Origin of the sequence: Pseudonocardia sediminis, from assembly GCF_004217185.1 — a bacterium.
GTDB lineage: Bacteria > Actinomycetota > Actinomycetes > Mycobacteriales > Pseudonocardiaceae > Pseudonocardia > Pseudonocardia sediminis.
In genome coordinates this window covers 1,252,900-1,273,364 of sequence record NZ_SHKL01000001.1, presented here as the reverse complement: position 1 = coordinate 1,273,364, position 20,465 = coordinate 1,252,900, and the positions used below count along the sequence as shown (strand labels likewise).

Genomic DNA, 20,465 nt, shown 5'->3' with positions numbered 1-20,465 from the left:
TCACATCCGGAAGACGCCGAAGCCACGACGGCCGGCGACGGTGGTCGAGTGCACGGCGGACAGCGACATCCCCAGCACGGTGCGGGTGTCGCGCGGGTCGATGATCCCGTCGTCGTAGAGCCGGGCGGTGATGAAGAAGGCGTGCGACTCGTCGTTGATCTGGGCCTCGATCGCCGCGGTCCGCTTCGCGTCGGCGTCGGTGTCGAACTCCTTGCCCTGCGACTCCGCGGACGCCCGGCCGACGATCGACATGACGCCGGCCAGCTGCGCGGCGCCCATCACGGCCATCTTGGCGCTGGGCCAGGCGAACATCAGGCGCGGATCGTAGGCGCGCCCGGACATGCCGTAGTTCCCGGCGCCGAACGAGCTCGCCATGTTGATGGTCAGGTGCGGCACCGTCGAGTTGGTGACCGCGTTGATCATCTTGGCGCCGTCCTTGATGATCCCGCCCTGCTCGTACTCCGCGCCGACCATGTAGCCGGTGGTGTTCTGCAGGAAGATCAGCGGGGTGTCGGTCTGGTTGGCCAGCAGGATGAACTCGGTGGCTTTCTTGGCCTCCTCGGAGAACAGCACGCCGCGGTGGTTGGCCAGCACACCGACCGGATAGCCGTGGATCCGCGCCCAGCCGGTGACCAGCGACGTCCCGTAGAGCGGCTTGTACTCGTCGAACTCGGAACCGTCGACGACGCGGGCCAGGATCTCGCGCGGGTCGAACGGGATCTTCGACTCGGTGGGGAGGATCCCGAGGATCTCGTCCGGGTCGTGGAGCGGCGGTGCGGGGTTCTCCACCGGGGCGGGCCCGAGCTTGCGCCAGTTGATCCGGGACAGGATGTCGCGTCCGATCCGGATCGCGTCGTGCTCGTCGGCCGCGAAGTAGTCGCTCAGGCCCGACACCCGGGAGTGCATGTCCGCGCCACCGAGCGACTCGTCGTCGGAGTCCTCGCCGGTGGCCATCTTGACCAGCGGCGGGCCGCCGAGGAACACCTTCGCGCCGCGGTCGACGAGCACCGCGTAGTCGCACATGCCGGGCACGTACGCCCCGCCGGCGGTGGAGTTGCCGAACACCAGCGCGACGGTCGGGATCGCCATCGACGACAGCTCGGTCAGCTCGTGGAAGATCCGCCCGGCCGGGACGAACAGGTCGGCCTGGGTCGGCAGGTCCGCACCGCCGGACTCCACCAGGTTGATCACCGGGAGCCGGTTCACCCGCGCGATCTCCAGCGCACGCAGCGTCTTCTTCAGCGAGTACGGGTTCATCGCCCCGCCGCGCACCGTCGGGTCGTGCCCGATGATCACGCACTCGACGCCGGAGACGACGCCGATCCCGGTCAGCTCGCTGGCCCCGACCGTGAACTCGGTCCCCCACGCGGCCAGCGGCGACAGCTCCAGGAACGGGCTGTCCGGGTCCAGGAGCAGCTCCAGGCGTTCCCGCAGCGGGAGCTTGCCGCGGTCGCGGTGCCGCGCCATATAGCGCTCTCCGCCACCGGCGATCGTCAGCTCCAACTGCTCGTTCAACGCGTCGATCGCGTCGAGCTGGACCTTCCGGTTCGACAGGTAGGTCTCCGACGAGGTGTCCAACAGCGACGTCAGGACGGCCATTCAGCTCTCTCCGTAGTGGGCGGCGTGGGTGTCGCGCAGGACGTTCTTCTGGATCTTGCCTGTCGACGTCTTGGGGAGTGCGTCGGCGACGATCACCGACTTGGGGACCTTGTAGCCGTCCAGACGCTGCTTGAGCGCCGTCCGCAGCGCCTCCGGGTCGATCGACTCGCCGGGCTTCGGGACGACGACGGCAGTGATCGCCTCGCTCCAGCGCTCGTGCGGCAGGCCGACCACGACCACCTCCGCGACGTTCGGGTCGACGGCGTAGACGGCCTTCTCGACCTCGATCGACGCCACGTTCTCGCCGCCGGTCTTGATCACGTCCTTGTAGCGGTCGGAGAACCAGAGGACGCCGTCCTCGCCGAACCGGCCGACGTCGCCGGAGTGGAACCAGCCGTGCGCGAACGCGACCTCGGTCGCCTCGGCGTTCTCCAGGTACCCCGTCATCGTCGACGGACCGCGGTAGACGATCTCGCCCTGCTCACCGGTGGGCAGCAGGTCGCCCTCGGGACCCATGATCGCGACCTGGACGCCGACCATCGGCGTGCCGACCGCACCGATGTGCGAGAGCTGGTGCTCCGGGCGGAACAGCGTCGTGCACGGGCTCATCTCGGTCTGGCCGAACAGCAGCGCGAAGTCGCAGTCGTAGCCCTCCAGGCACGCGCGGATCAGCGCGTCCGGCATCGGCGCCATCGCGTAGACGGCGCGGCGCAGGCTCGTCAGGTCCCGGGAGGCGAACGAGGGGTCCTCCAGCGCCGCCCGGTACATCATCGGCAGCCCGAAGACCTGCGTGATCCGTTCCCGCTCGATGGCCTCCAGGAACGCCGCCGGCTCGAACGCCCGCACCAGGTGGATCGTGGCCCCGACCAGGACCGCCGGCGTCCCGAACGCGTTGAGCTGGGCGGTGTGGAACAGCGGCATCATGGCCAGGAACCGGTCGGAGGCGTTCCAGCCCGAGTCCAGGGCGGCCGACATCGACGCAAGAGTGATCGCCAGGTGCGAGGCGACGACGCCCTTCGGGAACGAGGTGGTGCCCGAGGTGTAGAGGTAGGTCAGCGCGTCCCGGTCCTCCACGACCACCCGCGGGACGGTGTCGTCGTCGGCGGGCAGGGCCTCGAGCGTGCTCCAGGTGCGGTCGGCCGGCTCGGCGTCGTACTCGGCGCCGAGGCCGTGCGCGACGATCACGTCGGCGACGTCGGAGACCTTGGTGATCGCCTCAGCCAGGCCGTTCACCAGCTGCGACTCCACCACGATCCCGCGCGAGCGGGAGTGGCCGAGGACGTAGGCGACCTCCTCGGGCTTCCACCCCAGGTTCACCGGCACGCACACCACGCCGAGCTTCGCGCAGGCGTAGTAGACGGCCAGGAACTCCGCGCTGTTGCCCGCGGCGAGCGCGAGCGCGTCGCCGCGGGAGTAGCCGCGCCCGGCGAGCCCGTGCGCGAGCCGGTTGGCCCACGACTCGAACCGGGCGTAGGTCCAGCGCCGCTCCCCGTCCACGACCGCGATCTGCGACGGCCGCGCCGCGGCACTGCGGGTCAGCGTGTCCCCCACGTTGACCCGCTGGATCAGGTTCTCGTTCAGCTCCATTGCCGACTCCTGGATCAGTAGGACCGTGGGAGACCCAGACTGTGCTGGGCGACGTAGTTCAGGATCATCTCCCGGTTGACGGGCGCGATCCGGAGCAGACGGGCCAGGCCCCAGTACGGGAGCAGGCCGTACTCGCTGGCGACGCCGTTGCCGCCGTGGGTCTGCATCGCCGCGTCGATCGCGGCCAGGGCCGCCTCGGCCGCCGCGTACTTCGCCATGTTCGACGCCTCGCCGGCCGGCTGCCCGCGGTCGTGCAGCCAGGCCGCCTTCTGCGTCATCAGCGCGGCCAGCTCAGTCTCGATCTTGGCCCGGGCCAGCGGGTGCGCGACGCCCTGGTGCGCGCCGATCGGGGTGTTCCAGACCTTGCGGTCGTTCGCGTAGCGCGACGCGACGTCGAGGGCGTGGCGGGCGATGCCGACGCACAGCGCCGCGCCGGTGATCCGCTCCGGGTTGAGGCCGCGGAACACCTGTCGCAGGCCCTCGCCTTCGGCGCCGACCATGTTCTCGCCCGGCACCCGGACCTCGTCGAAGTGCAGCGTGAACTGCTTCTCCGGCAGCATCACGTCCACCGGCAGCGGGGTCGCGACCAGGCCGGGGGCGTCGGTGGGGACCAGGAACAGCGACAGCTTGCCTCGGCCGTCGTCGTCACGCCCGGTGCGGGCGACGACCAGTAGCGCCGCCGCCTCGTCGACGCCGGAGATGTAGTACTTGGTGCCGCGCAGCACCCAGTCGTCGCCGTCGCGGACGGCGTGGGTGGACAGGTTGTGGGTGTTCGACCCGGCCTCGGGCTCGGTGATCGCGAAGACGACCTTGATGCTGCCGTCGGCCATCCCCGGCAGCCATTGCTTGCGCTGTTCGTCGGTCCCGAACTCGCCGACCACCTCGGCCGAGATCGCCGCGGTGACCAGCAGCAGCAGGATCGGGTTGCCCTTGGCCGCGATCTCCTCGCAGACGATCGCGAGCTCGACCAGCCCACCGCCACCGCCCCCGTACTCCTCGGCGACGTTGACGCCGAGGAACCCGGCCCCGCCGAGCGCGGACCAGAGCTCGTGCAGCGGCTCGCCGTTGCGCGCGTGCTCGGCGTAGTAGCCGCCGTCGAACCGCGACGCGATGGCGCCGACCGCGGCGCGCAGGTCGCTCGCCTCGTCGGTCTCGGTGAAGTCCACCGGTGACCACATCCCTCTTCTGCGTCGAAGAACGGCACGGCAGTGATTCGCCGTTCACCCGTGGCGGACAGTACCGCGCGGCTGCCATGCTGAGAAGATGGTCACCGGAATCCCGCGGGCGCACGCCGCCGACCCTGCGCCCACGGCGGCGCCGGCAGCGGCCACGACCCCACGGCGGCGGCGCGACCCCGGCCGCCGGGAGCGGATCCTGACCGCCGCCGCACAGCTCGCCGCGCACCGCGGCTTCCACACGGTGGGAATGGCCGACATCGGCGCGGAGGCCGGGATCGTCGGCTCCGGAATTTATCGTCACTTCGACTCGAAGGACGCGATCCTGGTCGCGCTGCTGGACCGGGTCATGACACGCCTGGAGGACGGCTCGCGCGACGTCCTGGCCCGGGCCGGGACCGATCGCGAGACCCTGTCGGCGCTGGTCAGGGACCACATCCGGGTCGCCATCGAGGACCGCAGCGTGTTGGCGGTCTACCACCGCGAGATACACACGCTGCCCGAGGAGGACCGTCGCCGGCTGCGACGCAGCCAGCGCCACTACCTGGAGGACTGGGTGCACGCCCTGACCCCGCTGCGGCGCGACCTCTCCGACGGCGAGGTGCGCCTGGCCGTGCACGCCGCGATCGGGGCGATCCAGTCGACGCTGTTCTACCGCAGCGGGCTCGCGCCGGAGCGTCTCGGCGAGCTCCTCGACGCCTCCGCGCACGCCTGCCTGGGCGTCGACCCGGCACCGTCGCCGACGCTCGCCGATGTGAACCGCGGATAACTCGACTCTTGCCGAAGTGGCCGCCGTCACGCCATGCTGCGGCGGAAGCGGTCCATGACGGCAAGGGAGCTGACGTGAGCGTGACCGAACGCGAGACGGCCGGGACAGGGCACGCGAGCGGCCTGCCGCACCACCCGCAGGGCACGGCGCTGCCGGACGCCTCGGTGATCGACGTGGAGACGCTGCGCGGGCGGCGCGCGACGAACCGCTGGGAGCGCACCTCGGTCGGGGACGTGTTCGAGCGCCTGACCTGGGCCCGCCCGGACGAGCCGGTGCTCATCGGATGCCCCGGCGCCTACGGCGACGAGCGGTTCGCCTCCGTCACCCCGAAGCAGGCCGACGCGGTGGCGAACAGACTCGCGCACGCCCTCGCCGCCGCGGGGCTGGAACCGGCCGACCGCGTCGTCATGATCTGCGAGAACTCCGTCGAGGCGTTCCTGGCCAAGATCGGCATCGCCAAGGCCGGGATGGTCGCGGTGCCGCTGAACCCGAACCTCGCCCCGGACGTCCTGGAGCACATCCTCGGGCTGACCGAGCCGGGCTTCGCGATCGTCGACGCCGAGCTCTGGCCGCGCGTCGAGGCCGCCTTCACCGCGACCGGCACCCGGGTGGGCGCCACCATCACCGTCGGAGGCGACCCGGTCGCGGGCAGCGTCTCCTTCGCCGACCTGATCGAGGACCACCCGGACACCGAGCCGGACGTCGAGATCCACGGCGACGACATCTGGGAGCTGCTGTTCACCTCGGGCACCACGGCGATGCCCAAGGGCGTGATGATCTCGCACGGGAGCACGCACCTGGCCGGGATGAACTTCGCGCTCGCGCTGAGCCGCGGGCTGCGCCACGAGAGCGACCTGCGGGTGGCCACCTACCTGCCGCAGATCTACCACATCGGCGACCAGCTGTTCCCGTTCGGCGCGCTGCTCGCCGGCGGGTCGTTCGTGCTGGGCCGCGGTCCGGCGCCGGGCCCGGTGTCCGAGGCGCTCGCGGCGCACCGGGTGACCGCGCTGTGGGCCGGGTCGCCGCAGTTCGTCACGGCCCTGATCGCAGAGCTGGAGGGGCGCCCGGATCTCAACATCGGTGCGCTGACGATGCTGGTCTACGGCTGGGGCGCGCTCTCGCCGTCCCTGCTGGACCGGCTGAACACCCGGGCCGGCACCGAGATCGTCACGCTCGGGATCTTCGGCCAGACCGAGGCCATCGCCTGTCACCGGTTCTGGCCGACCCGCTGGCCGGACGTGCACCGCGCGACGGCGCCGTCGGTGAACTACGTGGGTGTGCCCAGCGGGCTGCTCGCCTCGGACGTCGTCGACGAGGTCGGCGACCCGGTCCGCGGCGAGGCGGGCGAGGCCGTCTACCGCTCCCCGATCATGACCGCCGGGTACTACAAGGACGTCGCCTCCACCCGGGAGGCGTTCCGCGGCGGCTGGTTCCACTCCGGGGACTCCGCACTGGTGGACGACGCGGGTCTGCGGATCATGGTCGACCGCTACAAGGACATCGTGAAGACCGGCGGCGAGAACGTGTCCAGTATGCGGGTCGAGGCGATCCTGCACGAGCACCCCGCGGTCCTGCGGGCCGCGGTCATCGGGCTGGCGCACGAGCGCTGGGGCGAGGCCGTCACCGCGGTCGTCGTGCCGCGCGAGGGCACCACGCCCACCGCGGACGACGTCATCGCGTTCTGCAAGAGCCGTCTCGGCGGGTACGAGACGCCGAAGGCGATCGTGTTCGCCGACGCGCTGCCGGAGACCGTCGGCGGGAAGGTGCTCAAGTACAAGCTGCGGGCCGCGCACGCGGATCTCTACGGCCCGGCCTGACCGGCGAGCCCCGACCGCCCCGATCGTGATCGGCGCTACCGTCGGTGGCGGCGGGTGCGCGGCTGCTCCGCCGCGGCCGCGGTGGAACCGCCGTGGCCGCCGGACACCGGAGGCGTGGCGTTGCAGGGACCGACCGAACCGATGCGGCGGGTCGGCCGTCCCGGGTGGCCCGTCTCTCCCCCGCCGCGCCGGCTCGGCCGCGGGGCGCGGATCGCGTGCACCACGCTGGCGCTGCTCTCGGCGCTGACCCTGTTCGTCGCCGGGTACGCCTGGACGGTCTACCGCCACCTCGACGGCGGTCTGGTCACCAGCGACGTCCTGACCGGGCCGCGCTCGGCCGACGGCGCGACCGACATCCTGCTGGTCGGGCTGGACAGCCGCACCGACGCGCAGGGCGACCCGTTGCCCCGCGAGGTGCTCGACGCGCTCAACGCCGGGGACTCCGACGGCGAGTCCAACACCGACACGATGATCCTGCTCCGCGTCCCGGACGACTCCGCGCGCCCGACGACGGCGGTGTCGCTGCCCCGCGACTCCTACGTGCAGATCCCCGGCTACGGCAAGCACAAGCTCAACTCGGCCTACGCCCGCGCCGCGGCCGCCGAGCGGAGGGTGCTGTCCGGGCGGGGCGTCGCCGAGCCGGAGCTGACCCGGGAGGCCGACCTGGCCGGGCGGCGCGTGCTCGCGCAGACGATCGAGCAGCTCACCGGGGCCTCGATCGACCACTACGCCGAGGTCAACCTGGCCGGGTTCGCCGAGATCACCCAGGCCGTCGGGGGCGTCCCGGTGTGCCTGACCGCCCCGGTCGACGACTCCTACTCCGGTGCCCGTTTCGCCGCGGGCCCGCAGCGGCTGGAGGGCGCGCCGGCGCTGGCGTTCGTCCGGCAGCGCCACGGCCTGCCCCGCGGCGACCTGGACCGGGTGGTGCGCCAGCAGGCGTTCCTGGCCAGCCTCGCGCACCAGACGCTGTCCGCGGGCACGCTGGCCGATCCGGTCGCGCTGACCGGGCTGCTCGACACCGTCAGCCGCTACGTCGTGATCGACCCGGGCTGGGACCTGCTCGCCTTCGCCGCCCAGACCCAGGGGCTGACCGGCGGGAACATCCAGTTCCGGACCATGCCGACCGGGCGGGCGGACCTCTCGACGCCCTCGGACGGCGACGCGGTGCAGGTCGACCCCGCCCTGGTGAAGGCGTTCTTCGCCGAGCTCTCGGCCCCCGCACCGGAACCGGCCCCGGAGCAGGCCGAGCCCGCCGCTCTCGCCACCCCGGTGACGGTCGACGTCCGCAACGGCACCGGGCGCTCCGGCCTGGCCGCGGGCGTCCAGGACGTCCTCGACGACGACGGGCTCGTCCCCGGCAGCCTCGGCAACACCTCGGAGACCCGGACGTCGGTCGTGCGCGGCGCCGACGAGGCGACCGCCGCCCGGGTGGCCGCGCTGCTCGGCGGGCTGCCCGTCGAGACCGACCCCGCCGTCGCGCCGGGATACGTCACCGTGGTCCTCGGCGGCGACTACACCGGTCCGACGGGGTCGGGCCGCACGTTGTCGTCCGGCAGCGAAAGCGGCACTTCGGACACCCCGGCCGGGGCCGTTCCCGGCGACGACGCCGCGGGCGCTCCGGCGGCCGCACCGGTGATCACCGCCGACGGTGTGCCCTGCGTCTCCTGACCTCCCACCCCGGCGTGGACTGCGTTTGACACCGGTGGCCGGTGACTGTTGTCTGGTCACTGTGATCGCCCTTCCTCTGACGCGTCGTCGTCACGTCGATCACAAGATCATCACCAGCTGCGCCTGTCGCTGACCAGGCGCGCACCGCGCGACGCGTACGCCTTCGCGGCGTCGTTCGTCCGGGCCGCCACCCGCCGCAGACGACGGTCGGAACTCACCGGCCCGAACCCGTTCCGTTTCGAGGAGTCACACCCGTGTCCGACATCACCGAGCCGCTGAAGTTCGCCTACTGGGTGCCCAACGTCAGCGGCGGGCTCGTCACCAGCACGATCGAGCAGCGCACCGACTGGGGCTTCGAGTACAACGCCAAGCTCGCCCAGACCGCCGAGAACAACGGCTTCGAGTACGCGCTGAGCCAGATCCGCTACATGGCCAGCTACGGCGCCGACCACCAGCACGAGGCGACGAGCTTCTCGCTGGCACTCGGCATGGCCACCACGAAGCTGAAGCTGATCGCCGCCGTGCACCCGGGCCTGTGGCAGCCGGCCGTGCTCGCGAAGTGGCTCGCCACCGCCGACCACCTGACGAACGGCCGGATCGCCGTCAACGTCGTCTCCGGCTGGCTCAAGGACGAGTTCACGGCGATGGGCGAGCCGTGGCTCGAGCACGACGAGCGCTACCGCCGCACCGCCGAGTTCATCCGCGTGCTGCGCGAGATCTGGACCGCCGGTGAGGGCGGCGCCGAGTTCGCCGGCGACTTCTACCGGGTGCACGGCTTCGACCTCAAGCCGCGCCCGGTCGACGTCCCCGGACGCCCGCACCCGGAGATCTTCCAGGGCGGCAACTCCACCGCGGCCCGCCGCAACGGTGGCACCGTCTCGGACTGGTACTTCTCCAACGGCAAGGACTACGACGGCTTCACCGAGCAGGTCGAGGAGGTCCTCGGCCACGCCAAGACCGCCGACCGCCTGCAGCCGGTCCGGTTCGGCCTCAACGGCTTCATGATCGCCCGGGACTCCGAGAAGGAAGCCCACGACACTCTGCGCGAGATCATCGAGAAGGCCAACAAGCCGGCCGTCGAGGGCTTCCGCGACGCCGTGCAGCAGGCCGGCAACTCCACCGGTGACAAGAAGGGGATGTGGGCGGACTCGTCGTTCTCCGACCTCGTCCAGTACAACGACGGCTTCAAGACCCAGCTGATCGGTACGCCGGAGCAGATCGCCGACCGCGCGATCGAGTACAAGCGCCTCGGCGCGAACCTCCTGCTCCTGGGCTTCCTGCACTTCCAGGAGGAGGTCGAGTACTTCGGCGCCAAGGTGCTGCCGATCATCCGCGAGAAGGAGGCCGAGCTCGCCGAGCGCGAGCCGCAGCTCGCCAACCGCTGAGCCTGCCCCCGCCTCACCGTCATCGAGCGGCACCCTCGTCGGAACCTTTCCGACGAGGGTGCCGCTCGTCGGTTCGGTCGGGGCTCAGCTCTCGGGGAGGGCGGGGTCTGCCTTCAGGGACACACCGGACAGGCCCAGCCGCCGGGCCTCGGCCATCAGCATCGCCAGGGTCGTCGCGGCCTCGGCGTAGCCCGTCCCGTGCGGTGGACGCACGTTGGACAGGCAGTTGCGCTCGGAGTCCCGGCGCCCGCGTCGCGCGTCGTAGGTGAAGTAGAGCCCGAGCGAGTCCGTCGAGCTCATCCCCGGCCGCTCCCCCACCAGCACGACGACGCTGCGCGCCCCGACCGCCGTCGCGATCTCGTCGCCCAGTGGCACCCGCGCCTGTGTCGCGACGACGACCGGCGCGACCCGCCACCCGTCGAGCCGGGCCAGGATCTCGGCCAGCATCGGCACCGCGTGCGTCTGCACGGCCAGCGGGGACAGCCCGTCGGCGACGACGAGCACCACGTCGTGCTCGCCCCGCTCCAGCTCCGTGCGGTCGGCGAGGCGACGGCCCAGGTCGGGACGGCGCAGGTACTCCGACCGGCTCGGCGCCGCGCTCGCCGCATGCGCGACCGGTACGCCCAGCTCGGCGGCGATCCGACCGGCGAGATCGTCGGCGTCGAGCGGCGAGTGCACCGCATCCCGGGCGGCGGCATGGGCGGCGCGCAGCTCCAGGAGCCGCGCGGTGGGCAGGGCGTCCCCCGCCCGTCCCAGCGCGACCCGGGCCCGGGTGGACGCGCGCAGCGCCGCCAGCGGGTCGTCCCCCACCGGGGCCGGGGCGTTCTCGCCGCTCACCGCACACCCGCCGTCAGGGCGCGCATCGCCGCGGAGTCCAGGGCGGGCTCGCGCACCCGTCCGTCGGCCCCGAGCATCTCCATCTTCTCCAGCCACCCGGCGAACTCCGGGGCGGGGCTCAGGCCCAGCACCTGGCGGGCGTAGAGCGCGTCGTGGAACGAGAGCGACTGGTAGTGCAGCATCACGTCGTCGCCGCCGGGGACGCAGATGACGAACGAGCAGCCGGCCACCCCGAGCAACGTGAGCAGGGTGTCGGTGTCGTCCGCGTCGGCCTCGGCGTGGTTGGTGTAGCAGACGTCGACGCCCATCGGGACGCCGAGCAGCGACCCGCAGAGGTTGTCCTCCAGACCGGCGCGGGTGATCTGCATGCCGTCGTAGAGGTACTCCGGGCCGATGAACCCGACGACGGTGTTGACCAGCAGCGGGTCGAACGCACGGCAGACGGCGTAGGCGCGGGCCTCCAGTGTCTGCTGGTGGACGCCGTGGTGGGCGTCGGCGGACAGCGCGCTGCCCTGCCCGGTCTCGAAGTACATGCAGTGCGTGCCGACGGTGCCGCGCCGCAGCGACAGCGCCGCCTCGTGCGCCTCGCCCAGCATCGCCAGGGTGACCCCGAACCCCTCGTTGGCGGCCTGGGTGCCGGCGACGGACTGGAACACCAGGTCCACCGGCGCGCCGCGTTCCATGATCTCGATCGACGTCGTGACGTGCGCGAGCACGCAGCTCTGGGTGGGGATGTCGTAGCGGGTCCGGACCTCGTCGACCAGGTGCAGCAGGTCGGTCGTGCGGGCCGGCGAGTCGGTGGCCGGGTTGATCCCGATGACGGCGTCACCGCAGCCGAGCAGCAGGCCGTCGACGATGGAGGCGGTGACCCCGGTCGGGTCGTCGGTGGGGTGGTTGGGCTGTAGGCGGGTGGCCAGGGTGCCGGGCAGGCCCAGCGTGGAGCGGAACGCGGTGACGACCGGGGTCCGCCGGGCCACCGAGACCAGGTCCTGGACCCGCATCAGCTTCGACACCGCCGCGACCATCTCCGGGGTCAGCCCCGGCGCGAGCGCGGTCGTGTCGGTGTCCGGGGAGAGCAGGTGGTCGCGCAGCCCGCCGACGGTCAGCGACGCGATCGGCGCGAACGCGTCGGCGTCGTGGGTGTCGATGATCAGGCGCGTGACCTCGTCGGTCTCGTAGGGCACCACGAGCTCGTCGAGGAACGTCGTCAGCGGCAGGTCGGCGAGCACGGTCTGCGCCGCGACGCGTTCCTGCTCGGACGACGCCGCGACGCCGGCCAGCACGTCCCCGGAGCGCTCCGGGGTGGCCGCGGCGAGCAGCCCGGCCAGGTCGGCGAACTCGTGGGTGTGCCCGCCCAGGGATCCGCGACGGCGCGTCATCGCAGCTCCTCCTCCGCGTCCGAGAGGGCCGCGAACTCCTCGTCCGGCGCCGCGGCGACCAGGTGGTGCCGAGAGTAGAACGCGAAGTAGGCCATGAACAGCGCGAACGCCCCGAGCGCGCAGAGCGCGGCCACGGTGTCCACCAGGAACGTCGCGATCACCGCGATCACGGCGACGGCCAGGGCGAACCCGGTCGTCGCGACGCCGCCCGGGGTCCGGTAGGGGCGCGGCATGTCCGGCTCACGGCGGCGCAGCACGATGTGGCTGACCATCATCAGCACGTAGCTCAGCGCCGCGCCGAACACGGCCATGTTCAGCAGCACCGCGCCCTGACCGGTCAGCGAGAGCAGGAACCCGATCACCCCGGGGACGATCAGCGCCAGCGTCGGCGCCTTGCGGGAGTTGGTCTTCGACAGCACGCGGGGCAGGTAGCCGGCGCGGGAGAGCGCGAACGTCTGCCGGGAGTAGGCGTAGATGATCGAGAAGAAGCTGGCGACGAGCCCGGCCAGGCCGATGTAGTTGACGACGACGGCGAGCGTCCCGTCCCCCAGCGCCTCGACCAGCGGGTTCCCCGACGCCGAGAGTGCCTGAGCACCGAGCGCGCCGGTCGCGAGGACCAGCACACCGGCCCCGGTGACCAGCAGGATCAGCATGCTGACCACGATCGCCTTCGGGACGTTGCGCTCCGGCTCGCGCGCCTCCTCGGCGGCCAGCGGCACGCCCTCGACGGCTAGGAAGAACCAGATCGCGAACGGGACGGCCGACCAGATCCCGATCATGCCGAACGGCAGGAACGGCGAGGCCCCGGCCGCGTCGGAGACCGGGATGTCGACCAGGTTGGCCGGGTCGAACAGCGGGATCGCGCCGAGCGCGAAGACCACGAGGCCGACCAGCGCGATGCCGGTCACCACGAACATGACCTTGAGCGCCTCACCGGCCCCGGCGATCAGCAGGCCGCCGAAGCCGCCCTCGGCCAGGCCGAAGTTCCACCCGGAGTAGTCACCGGAGATCACGTAGCTGACGCCGAGACCGGCCAGCAGCACCCAGCCGGCCGCGCCGGTCCTCAGCTGCCGCTGGGACAGGTAGTCGCTGGTGGCGCTGTCGGACGGCCCGGCGGCGCCGGCGGACGGCGGGGACGCCGAGGCGGCTCGCGCGGGAGCGGACGACGGGTCGGACGGGGTGGTCACGGTGCACCTCCGAGGGGCCGACCGGGCGCGGGACGCCGGCGGAGACGTCAGTGTGACCCCGTCCGGGGTCGGTGGCGTTGCTCCGTGATGTCGAACTTTCGCACCACCTGACCGGACAGCACGGGCCGTCGATCCCACCCGACGAACTCGGGTTGACTTATCCCGGCACAATCCGAAAACTGGGTCCGTGCTGTTCTGCGGGCTCACCAGTCGACTCCATGTCGACCTTTCCCGCGTGCACTCGGCCGGCTGTCGCTGATACCCGCCCCACGCCGTCCACGGCGTACCCCGATCTGAGCATCTGCAGCTCAGAGCACCCGATCCGGCAGCCCCGCCTGCGCCCCGTCCGTCGACCTGTCCGGTCCCCGCATTGTCGCGTCGTACCGGGAACAGGCAATTCTCTGCTGCCCGGAAAACGACTCGAACCGAGGAAGAGGAATCGTGACCACGACCGAGAACCGTCCGGTGACCGCCCCCGACTGGGCCGCACAGCCGGCCCCGCGCACCGACGCCGAGTGGCTCGCCCGCGCCCGTCAGGTGCGCGAGGTGCTGGCCTCCGACGCCGCGGCCCGGGACCGCGCCGGCGCGACGCCCTACGACGAGGTCGCGCTCCTCAAGTCCTCCGGCCTGGTCACCCTGCTCGGCCCCACCGAGCACGGCGGCGCCGGACTGCAGTGGCCCACGGCCAACAGGGTCGTCCGCGAGGTCGCCGCCGGTGACGGCTCGATCGGGCAGCTGCTCGGCTACCACTACCTGTGGTTCTGGGCCGCGCGCCTGGTCGGCACGCCCGAGCAGATCGCCGCCGTCGAGGCCGACGCGACCCGCAACCAGTGGTTCTTCGGCGGTGCGGTGAACCCGCGCGACGCCGACGTCACCATCCGCGACACCGGCGACGAGATCGTCTACAACGGCTCCAAGACGTTCTCCACCGGCAGCAAGGTCTCCGACGTCACCGTGCTGGAGGGCGTCGTCGAGGGGACGGACAAGCACGTCTTCGCGATCGTCCCGAGCGCCCAGGACGGCCTCACGTTCCACGACGACTGGGACAACATCGGCCAGCGCCTCACCGAGAGTGGCAGCGTCACGATCACCGACGTCACCGTTCCGTGGGCGGCGGCGGCCGGGTTCGTGGACAAGACGTTCCGGCCGCGGGTCTACAACACGCTCAACGTACCGGTGCTCCAGCTCGTGTTCGCCCACTTCTACCTCGGCATCGCCCGCGGGGCGCTGGAGACCGCGGCCGAGTACACGCGCACGCAGACCCGCCCGTGGCTGCACGGCGGCCAGGAGCGCGCCGTCGACGAGCCCTACCAGCTCGACCTCTACGGCGACCACCTGTCCAAGCTCTGGGCCGTCGAGGCGCTGGCCGACCAGGTCTCGGTGGAGGCCCAGGCCATCCACGACAACGCCTGGGACGTCACCGCGCAGGAGCGCGGCGAGCACGAGGTGCGGGTGGCCGCGGTGAAGGCGCGCGCCACCGAGGTCGCGCTGGAGATCACCAGCGGGATCTTCGAGGGCCTCGGCGCCCGGGCGACGAGGTCCGACCTGGCGTTCGACCGGTTCTGGCGCAACGTCCGGACGCACACGCTGCACGACCCGGTCGCCTACAAGCGCCGCGAGGTCGGTGCGTTCCTCCTGCGCGACGAGCTCCCCGAGCCCACCTGGTACTCCTGACCCGTTCAACGAGCGGCACCCTCGTCGGAACCTTTGCGACGAGAGTGCCGCTCGCTGGTCGTTTGAGGGAGAGTTCAGGCGGGGGCGATGGCGGCCCGTAGCTCGTCGGCGTGGGTGTCCGCCCAGGCGGCGAACGTCGTCGCCGGTCGGCCGGTGATCTCGGCGACCAGGCGGTTCGGCGACGGCACGTTCCCGGCCAGGTAGGACAGGACGTTGCCGACGTACCACTCGGCCGTCTCGCCCATGCTCGGGCGCAGGGCATCGGTCGCCTCCTCCGGCGTGGCCCGTACGAACTCGATCGGCCGACCGGTCGCCTCCGCGATCGCCCGCACCATCTCCCGGCGGCTCACCGGCTCCGGGCCGGTCAGGCCGTACGCCTCACCGGCGTGGTCGTCGGAGAGCAGCGCGACGGCGGCGACCTCGGCGATGTCGTCCATCGCGGTCGGCGTGCTGGCACCGTCCGGCCAGGGCTCACGCACGGCGCCGGTGGCCCGGATCTGCGGCAGCCACATCCGGGCGTTCTCCACGAAGTCGGCCGGCCACAGGTGGGTCCACGCCAGTCCGCTCGCCTCCACCGCCCCGGACACCAAGCCCCACCAGCTCTCCGGCTCCCCGGACAGGTCCACGACGTACCGGACCCCGGCGTCACGCGCGAGCGCCATCACCTGTTCGACGGTGTCCGGCGACGGCGCGAGGTAGAAGTGCTCGACGCCGTCGAACGCGGTGCGCAGGGCCTCCGGGCTGCGCACCGACCCGCGCACCACCTCGACCTGCGGAGGCAGCACCGCCCGCTCCGGGCTCGCCGTCAGAGCCCGCACGTGCGACGCGCCACGGGCCAGCAGGTGGTCGACGACCATCCGTCCGATGTTGCCCGTCGCTCCCGTCACCAGAACGGTCACAGCACGCCCACCCCCGCCGCCGACGACGTGCTCCGCGCTCAGCCGACCCGGGCGCGGTCGCGGTGGTGCGACGGCATCCCGGCCGGCGGCGGCTCCGGCGGGCGCACCCGCGGGAGGAAGCGGCCGGTGCGCTGCAGGTAGGCGTCGTACTCGTCGCCCAGGGCACGGCCCAGGCTCGGCTCGGAGACCGCACGGGCCTGGACCTGCACCGCGACCAGGATGAGCACGGTCGCCAGCACACCGATCAGCGTCGGGGACATGGCCAGCATCCCGGCGCAGCCGACGATCAGTCCGGTCAGGCCGGGGTGGCGCACCCAGCGGTAGAGACCGCCGGTGGCCAGCACCGGACGCGTCGACTCCGGGTCCTCGTCGAGCGCCGCGGCGTTGCGGCGCCACAGCGACCCCAGCTGCAGCTGGGCGAGCGCGACCACCGCGAATCCGAGCAGCAGCACCCCGGCCCCGACGACGGCGACGCTCGGCGCCGACAGCAGCGCGATCGGCTGCAGCACGTCGAGCGCGACCAGCACCGGTGCGGCGAAGCCGAGCACCGCGGCCAGCACGAACAGCACCCGCGCCCACCAGGCCGGCGAGCCGGGGGTGCGCGGCGCGTCCGGCGTGCTGCGGTGCCGGATCGCGTGCGTGCGACGGCGGACCAGCAGCGTCACCCCGACCGCGGCCAGGCCCAGGACCAGCGCGATCCACCCGGTCAGGTGGTGGTTGAGCAGGGCCGCCATCGTCGCCCAGGCGTCCGGGCCGCCGAGCTGCCCGATCGCCTCGACACCGAGCCACAGGCCGAACACGACGAACAGGGTCGCGGCGCCGACCGCGATCACCCGCTCCGGCAGGCGCCGGCCCAGGTGACGACCGACGACGATCGCCAGCGCGTCGGCGACCACCATGCCGACCGTCGAGCCGAGCCAGACACCGAACCATCCGTGCTGCGTGGCCAGGGTGATCGTGGCCAGCATCGTCTTGTCGCCGAGCTCGGCGAGGAAGAACGCCACCGACGCGGCGACGACGGCCGAGCCGCCGGCCTTCTGCGCCTTCGCCTCCTCGTCGTCGGAGAGCGAGTCGCCACGCAGCGTCCAGGCGCCGAAGCCGAGGAACGCGACGGCCGCGACCAGCGAGATCCAGCCGGTGGGGATCGCCGCGCCCAGCCCGTAGCCCACGGCCACCGAGACCAGGTGCACCACGGAGGTGGCGATGGTGATGCCGATCAGCACCGGTAGTGCCTTGTAGCGGGTGGCGAACGTCAGCGCCATGAGCTGTGACTTGTCACCGAGCTCGGCCACGAAGATGACGCCGAAGCTGATGAAGAACGCGGCCAGGAAGCCGTCCATGTCCATCCCTCGATCTCGACCGGACCGAGGTGGAAACGCCCTCGACCCGGCTGTACCGGATCGAAGGTCTCGCTCGCCTGGTGGTGCAGGCCGCGGCGGCCGGGCGCGTGGTGCCGCCAGTATGTCGACCGCAGCGTTGGGAGCTACTCCCCTTCGCTTACGGCGAGGAGGTTACCGCACCGATCCAGTAGCCCTCGACTCCTGGCACGGCCGGAACCGGAGGTGTGAGGCGCTTCACGACCTCCGTCGTCGCCTCGCTGGATCCCCCGCCGCCGGAGGGCATACGTTCGGTTCACCGAAGTGGACGTGATCGAGGAGGATCCCATGCCCGAGGCCGTCGTCGTGGACGCCGTACGCACCCCCATCGGCAAGCGGAAGGGGTCGCTGGCCGACATCCACGCGGCCGACCTCTCCGCCGCGGTGCTGACCGAGCTGGCCCGTCGCACCGGTCTCGACCCCAACCTCGTCGACGACGTCGTGTGGGGCTGCGTGAACCAGGTCGGGGAGCAGGCCGCGCAGGTCGGGCGCTACGCCGTGCTCGCCGCGGGCTGGCCGGAGACCGTGCCCGGCGTGACCATCAACCGCGCCTGCGGGTCGAGCCAGAGCTCGTTCGACTTCGCCGCGGGCATGGTGATGGCCGGGCAGTACGACGTCGTCGTCGCCGGCGGGGTGGAGACGATGACCCGGGTGCCGCTGGGCGCCGGGCGCGACCCGTCGCTGGGCCGCCAGTACGGCCCGCTCGTGCGTGAGCGCTACAAGGCCGACCTGACCTCGGGCGAGTTCCCCAACGAGGACTTCAACCAGGGTGTCGGTGCCGAGCGGATCGCCCGCGACTGGGGCTTCTCCCGGCAGCGTCTCGACGAGTACGCCTCCCGCTCGCACGAGCTCGCCGCCGCCGCGATCGACGCCGGCGCGTTCGACGACCAGCTCGCCCCGGTGCCCGGCGCGCCCGGCTTCACCGCCGACGAGGGCCTGCGCCGCGGGACCACCCCGGAGACGCTGGCCAAGCTCAAGCCCTCGTTCAGCGAGAACGGCGTGATCCACGCCGGGAACAGCTCGCAGATCTCCGACGGCGCGTCCGCCGTGCTGATCATGACCCCGGAGCGGGCGAAGGAGCTCGGGCTGACCCCGATCGCGCGCTACCACTCCGGCGCGGTCTCCGGCGCGGACCCGCTGCGCATGCTCACCGGCCCGATCCCGGCGACCCAGAAGGCGCTCAAGCGCTCCGGCCTGTCGATCGGTGACATCGGGGCGTTCGAGGTCAACGAGGCGTTCGCGCCGGTCCCGCTCGCGTGGCAGGCCGAGCTGGGCGCCGAGACCGAGAAGCTGAACCCTCTCGGCGGCGCGATCGCGGTCGGGCACCCCCTGGGCGGCTCCGGCACGATCCTGCTCACCCGGCTCGTGCACCACATGCGGGACAAGAACATCCGCTACGGCCTGCAGACGATGTGCGAGGGCGGCGGTACGGCCAACGCCACCATCCTCGAGCTGGTCTGAGAGAGGCCCCGGGGCCCGACGCGGTCCCGGGGCGAACTCTCGGGCAATGGCGAAGCGATTCCCAGGGCCGTCACAGGGTCGTCTCAGGGTCGCGGCGCAGAGTGATCGGTATGCAGCAGGACGGGCACCGATCCACCACCGGCGACGGTGAGAACGCCACCACCGGTGACGCCCCCACCCAGGGTGTGCCCACTCGACCTGCGCCCGAGCAGGAGGTAGCCGACATGGGTCCGACCGACACCGACACCCGCGAGCAGGGTTCCGCCTCGCCGTACGGGGAGCCGGGTGGTCAGCCGGCGGGGCAGCAGCCCGCCGGCACGTGGGGACACGGCGGGCCGACCCAGACGTTCCCGCCCTACGGCGGCTCCGGGGCCCCGCCCACGTCGACCTACCCGCCGTTCGGTGTCGGTTCCACCCCTCCCCCGCGGCGTCCGCGCCGGGCGATGACCGGCATCGTGGCCGCGGCGCTGGCCGCCGGCCTCGTCGGCGGCGGGGTCGGGTTCGGCGGCGCGTACGCGCTGATGGACACCTCCGGCGGCGGCTCGACGACGCTGACCAGCGCGTCCAGCCCGGCGCAGGCGAGCACGCCCGCCGACGGCACCGTCGCCGGCGCGGCCGCCAAGGCCATGCCGAGCACGGTCGACATCCAGGTCCGCACCGCGCAGGGCACCGCCGAGGGCAGCGGCGTCATCCTCACCGCCGACGGCGACGTGCTCACCAACAACCACGTCGTCTCCGGCGCCCAGGGCGGGCAGATCTCGGTGACGCTGGCCGACGGCTCGTCGCACACCGCGTCGGTGGTCGGCACCTCGCCCAGCTACGACCTCGCGGTGATCAAGCTGCAGGGCGTCTCCGGGCTCACCGCGGCCACCCTCGGGCAGTCCGGGGACGTGCAGGTCGGCGAGCAGGTCGTCGCGATCGGCTCGCCGCAGGGCCTGTCCGGCACCGTCACCGCCGGCATCGTCAGCGCGCAGAACCGGACCGTCACCGCGGGCGGGGACGGCGAGGCGCCGGTCGTCTACAACGGCCTGCAGACCGACGCCCCGATCAACCAGGGCAACTCGGGCGGGCCGCTGGTGAACCTCGCCGGGCAGGTCGTGGGCATCAACTCCGCGATCGCCACGTCCGGGCAGAACGCCGGCAGCATCGGCCTCGGTTTCGCGATCCCGGTCGACCAGGCCCGCCGCGTCGCCCAGGAGCTGATGACGAACGGCACCGCGACCAAGCCCCAGCTCGGGGTGCAGGGCACCGTGGCCAGCAGCGCCACCGGTGCCGCGACCCCGGCGACCGGTGGCGCGCAGATCTCCACCGTGCAGCCCGGCTCGGCCGCCGAGCGGGCCGGGCTCAGGACCGGTGACGTGGTGACCAAGGTCGGCGACACCCCGGTCAGCGACTTCACCGACCTCGTCGCCCGCGTCGGGACCTACGCCCCCGGCGAGAACGTGACACTGACCGTGACCAACGGCGGCGCCACCCGGACCGTTCCGGTCACCCTGGGCAGCGTCCCGGACCAGGCCGCCACGACCAGCACCGGCAACGGCGCCCAGGGCGGTTCGGGCCAGGGCGGGACCAGCCCGTTCGGCGGCGCCGACCCGTTCGGCCAGGGCGGTAACTGACCCCGCCCCACCAGGACCACCGGTCCCCTGATCGCC

General features: G+C 72.4%; 15 protein-coding genes. 7 read left to right on the top strand and 8 right to left on the bottom strand.

The annotated features are described in order from the left end of the window. The 3 genes from EV383_RS06170 to EV383_RS06160 are packed head-to-tail and all read right to left on the bottom strand — an operon-like array spanning window position 1 to window position 4,352. Window positions 1–1,599 (bottom strand): acyl-CoA carboxylase subunit beta, encoded by a 1,599-nt coding sequence (locus tag EV383_RS06170; RefSeq protein ID WP_130289005.1) that lies wholly within the window; start codon window positions 1,597–1,599, stop codon window positions 1–3. Then, window positions 1,600–3,186, bottom strand: coding sequence for an AMP-binding protein (locus EV383_RS06165; RefSeq protein ID WP_130289004.1), 1,587 nt, complete (start codon window positions 3,184–3,186; stop codon window positions 1,600–1,602). It lies immediately after the preceding gene. A 14-nt stretch (window positions 3,187–3,200) separates the two neighbouring features. Beyond that, a complete protein-coding gene (locus EV383_RS06160) occupies window positions 3,201–4,352 on the bottom strand; it encodes an acyl-CoA dehydrogenase family protein (protein WP_207223450.1) in 1,152 nt (383 codons plus the stop codon). Window positions 4,353–4,449: 97 nt separating this feature from the next. Here EV383_RS06160 and EV383_RS06155 point away from each other — a divergent pair, with 97 nt between their 5' ends. From EV383_RS06155 to sfnG, 4 genes are all read left to right on the top strand, one after another. Beyond that, entirely contained in the window at window positions 4,450–5,130 is a 681-nt protein-coding gene (locus tag EV383_RS06155; protein WP_130289002.1) for a TetR/AcrR family transcriptional regulator, read from the top strand. Window positions 5,131–5,204: 74 nt separating this feature from the next. Next, window positions 5,205–6,947: an AMP-binding protein gene (locus EV383_RS06150; RefSeq protein WP_242622926.1), complete on the top strand. Its 1,743-nt coding sequence runs from the start codon at window positions 5,205–5,207 to the stop codon at window positions 6,945–6,947. Between the two features lie 54 nt (window positions 6,948–7,001). Beyond that, window positions 7,002–8,615 (top strand): LCP family protein, encoded by a 1,614-nt coding sequence (locus EV383_RS06145; RefSeq protein ID WP_242622925.1) that lies wholly within the window; start codon window positions 7,002–7,004, stop codon window positions 8,613–8,615. 263 nt (window positions 8,616–8,878) lie between these two features. After that, window positions 8,879–10,000, top strand: coding sequence for a dimethylsulfone monooxygenase SfnG (sfnG, locus tag EV383_RS06140; RefSeq protein WP_423213689.1), 1,122 nt, complete (start codon window positions 8,879–8,881; stop codon window positions 9,998–10,000). 84 nt (window positions 10,001–10,084) lie between these two features. Here the strand turns inward: sfnG and eutC are convergent, their stop codons facing one another. The 3 genes from eutC to EV383_RS06125 are packed head-to-tail and all read right to left on the bottom strand — an operon-like array spanning window position 10,085 to window position 13,298. Further along, window positions 10,085–10,837 (bottom strand): ethanolamine ammonia-lyase subunit EutC, encoded by a 753-nt coding sequence (gene eutC / locus EV383_RS06135; protein WP_242622924.1) that lies wholly within the window; start codon window positions 10,835–10,837, stop codon window positions 10,085–10,087. After that, on the bottom strand, window positions 10,834–12,216 hold the full coding sequence (locus EV383_RS06130; RefSeq protein WP_130289000.1) for an ethanolamine ammonia-lyase subunit EutB: 1,383 nt from the start codon (window positions 12,214–12,216) through the stop codon (window positions 10,834–10,836). Before EV383_RS06130 ends, eutC begins: the two co-directional genes overlap by 4 nt. Next, complete coding sequence (locus EV383_RS06125) at window positions 12,213–13,298, bottom strand: amino acid permease (protein WP_242623417.1); 1,086 nt, start codon at window positions 13,296–13,298, stop codon at window positions 12,213–12,215. Before EV383_RS06125 ends, EV383_RS06130 begins: the two co-directional genes overlap by 4 nt. Before the next feature lie 546 nt (window positions 13,299–13,844). On the opposite strand from EV383_RS06125, the gene EV383_RS06120 reads away from it, so the two are divergent. Beyond that, window positions 13,845–15,077: an acyl-CoA dehydrogenase family protein gene (locus EV383_RS06120; protein ID WP_207223449.1), complete on the top strand. Its 1,233-nt coding sequence runs from the start codon at window positions 13,845–13,847 to the stop codon at window positions 15,075–15,077. Window positions 15,078–15,151: 74 nt separating this feature from the next. On the opposite strand, the gene EV383_RS06115 is transcribed toward EV383_RS06120, so the two are convergent. After that, window positions 15,152–15,964, bottom strand: coding sequence for an NAD(P)H-binding protein (locus tag EV383_RS06115; RefSeq protein ID WP_341273706.1), 813 nt, complete (start codon window positions 15,962–15,964; stop codon window positions 15,152–15,154). Between the two features lie 50 nt (window positions 15,965–16,014). Continuing rightward, a complete protein-coding gene (locus tag EV383_RS06110) occupies window positions 16,015–17,316 on the bottom strand; it encodes a TMEM165/GDT1 family protein (protein ID WP_130288997.1) in 1,302 nt (433 codons plus the stop codon). Between the two features lie 324 nt (window positions 17,317–17,640). On the opposite strand from EV383_RS06110, the gene EV383_RS06105 reads away from it, so the two are divergent. Then, a complete protein-coding gene (locus tag EV383_RS06105) occupies window positions 17,641–18,813 on the top strand; it encodes a thiolase family protein (protein ID WP_130288996.1) in 1,173 nt (390 codons plus the stop codon). 224 nt (window positions 18,814–19,037) lie between these two features. Then, a complete protein-coding gene (locus EV383_RS06100; RefSeq protein WP_130288995.1) occupies window positions 19,038–20,429 on the top strand; it encodes a S1C family serine protease in 1,392 nt (463 codons plus the stop codon). Window positions 20,430–20,465: the final 36 nt, after the last annotated feature.

Bases quoted from the DNA above. Each gene is read 5' to 3' on its own strand.
- EV383_RS06105 (WP_130288996.1), top strand. From the start codon at position 17,641: ATGCCCGAGGCCGTCGTCGTGGACGCCGTACGCACCCCCATCGGCAAG.
- EV383_RS06170 (WP_130289005.1), bottom strand. From the start codon at position 1,599: ATGGCCGTCCTGACGTCGCTGTTGGACACCTCGTCGGAGACCTACCTG.
- EV383_RS06155 (WP_130289002.1), top strand. From the start codon at position 4,450: ATGGTCACCGGAATCCCGCGGGCGCACGCCGCCGACCCTGCGCCCACG.
- EV383_RS06110 (WP_130288997.1), bottom strand. From the start codon at position 17,316: ATGGACGGCTTCCTGGCCGCGTTCTTCATCAGCTTCGGCGTCATCTTC.
- EV383_RS06100 (WP_130288995.1), top strand. From the start codon at position 19,038: ATGGGTCCGACCGACACCGACACCCGCGAGCAGGGTTCCGCCTCGCCG.
- EV383_RS06130 (WP_130289000.1), bottom strand. From the start codon at position 12,216: ATGACGCGCCGTCGCGGATCCCTGGGCGGGCACACCCACGAGTTCGCC.
- EV383_RS06165 (WP_130289004.1), bottom strand. From the start codon at position 3,186: ATGGAGCTGAACGAGAACCTGATCCAGCGGGTCAACGTGGGGGACACG.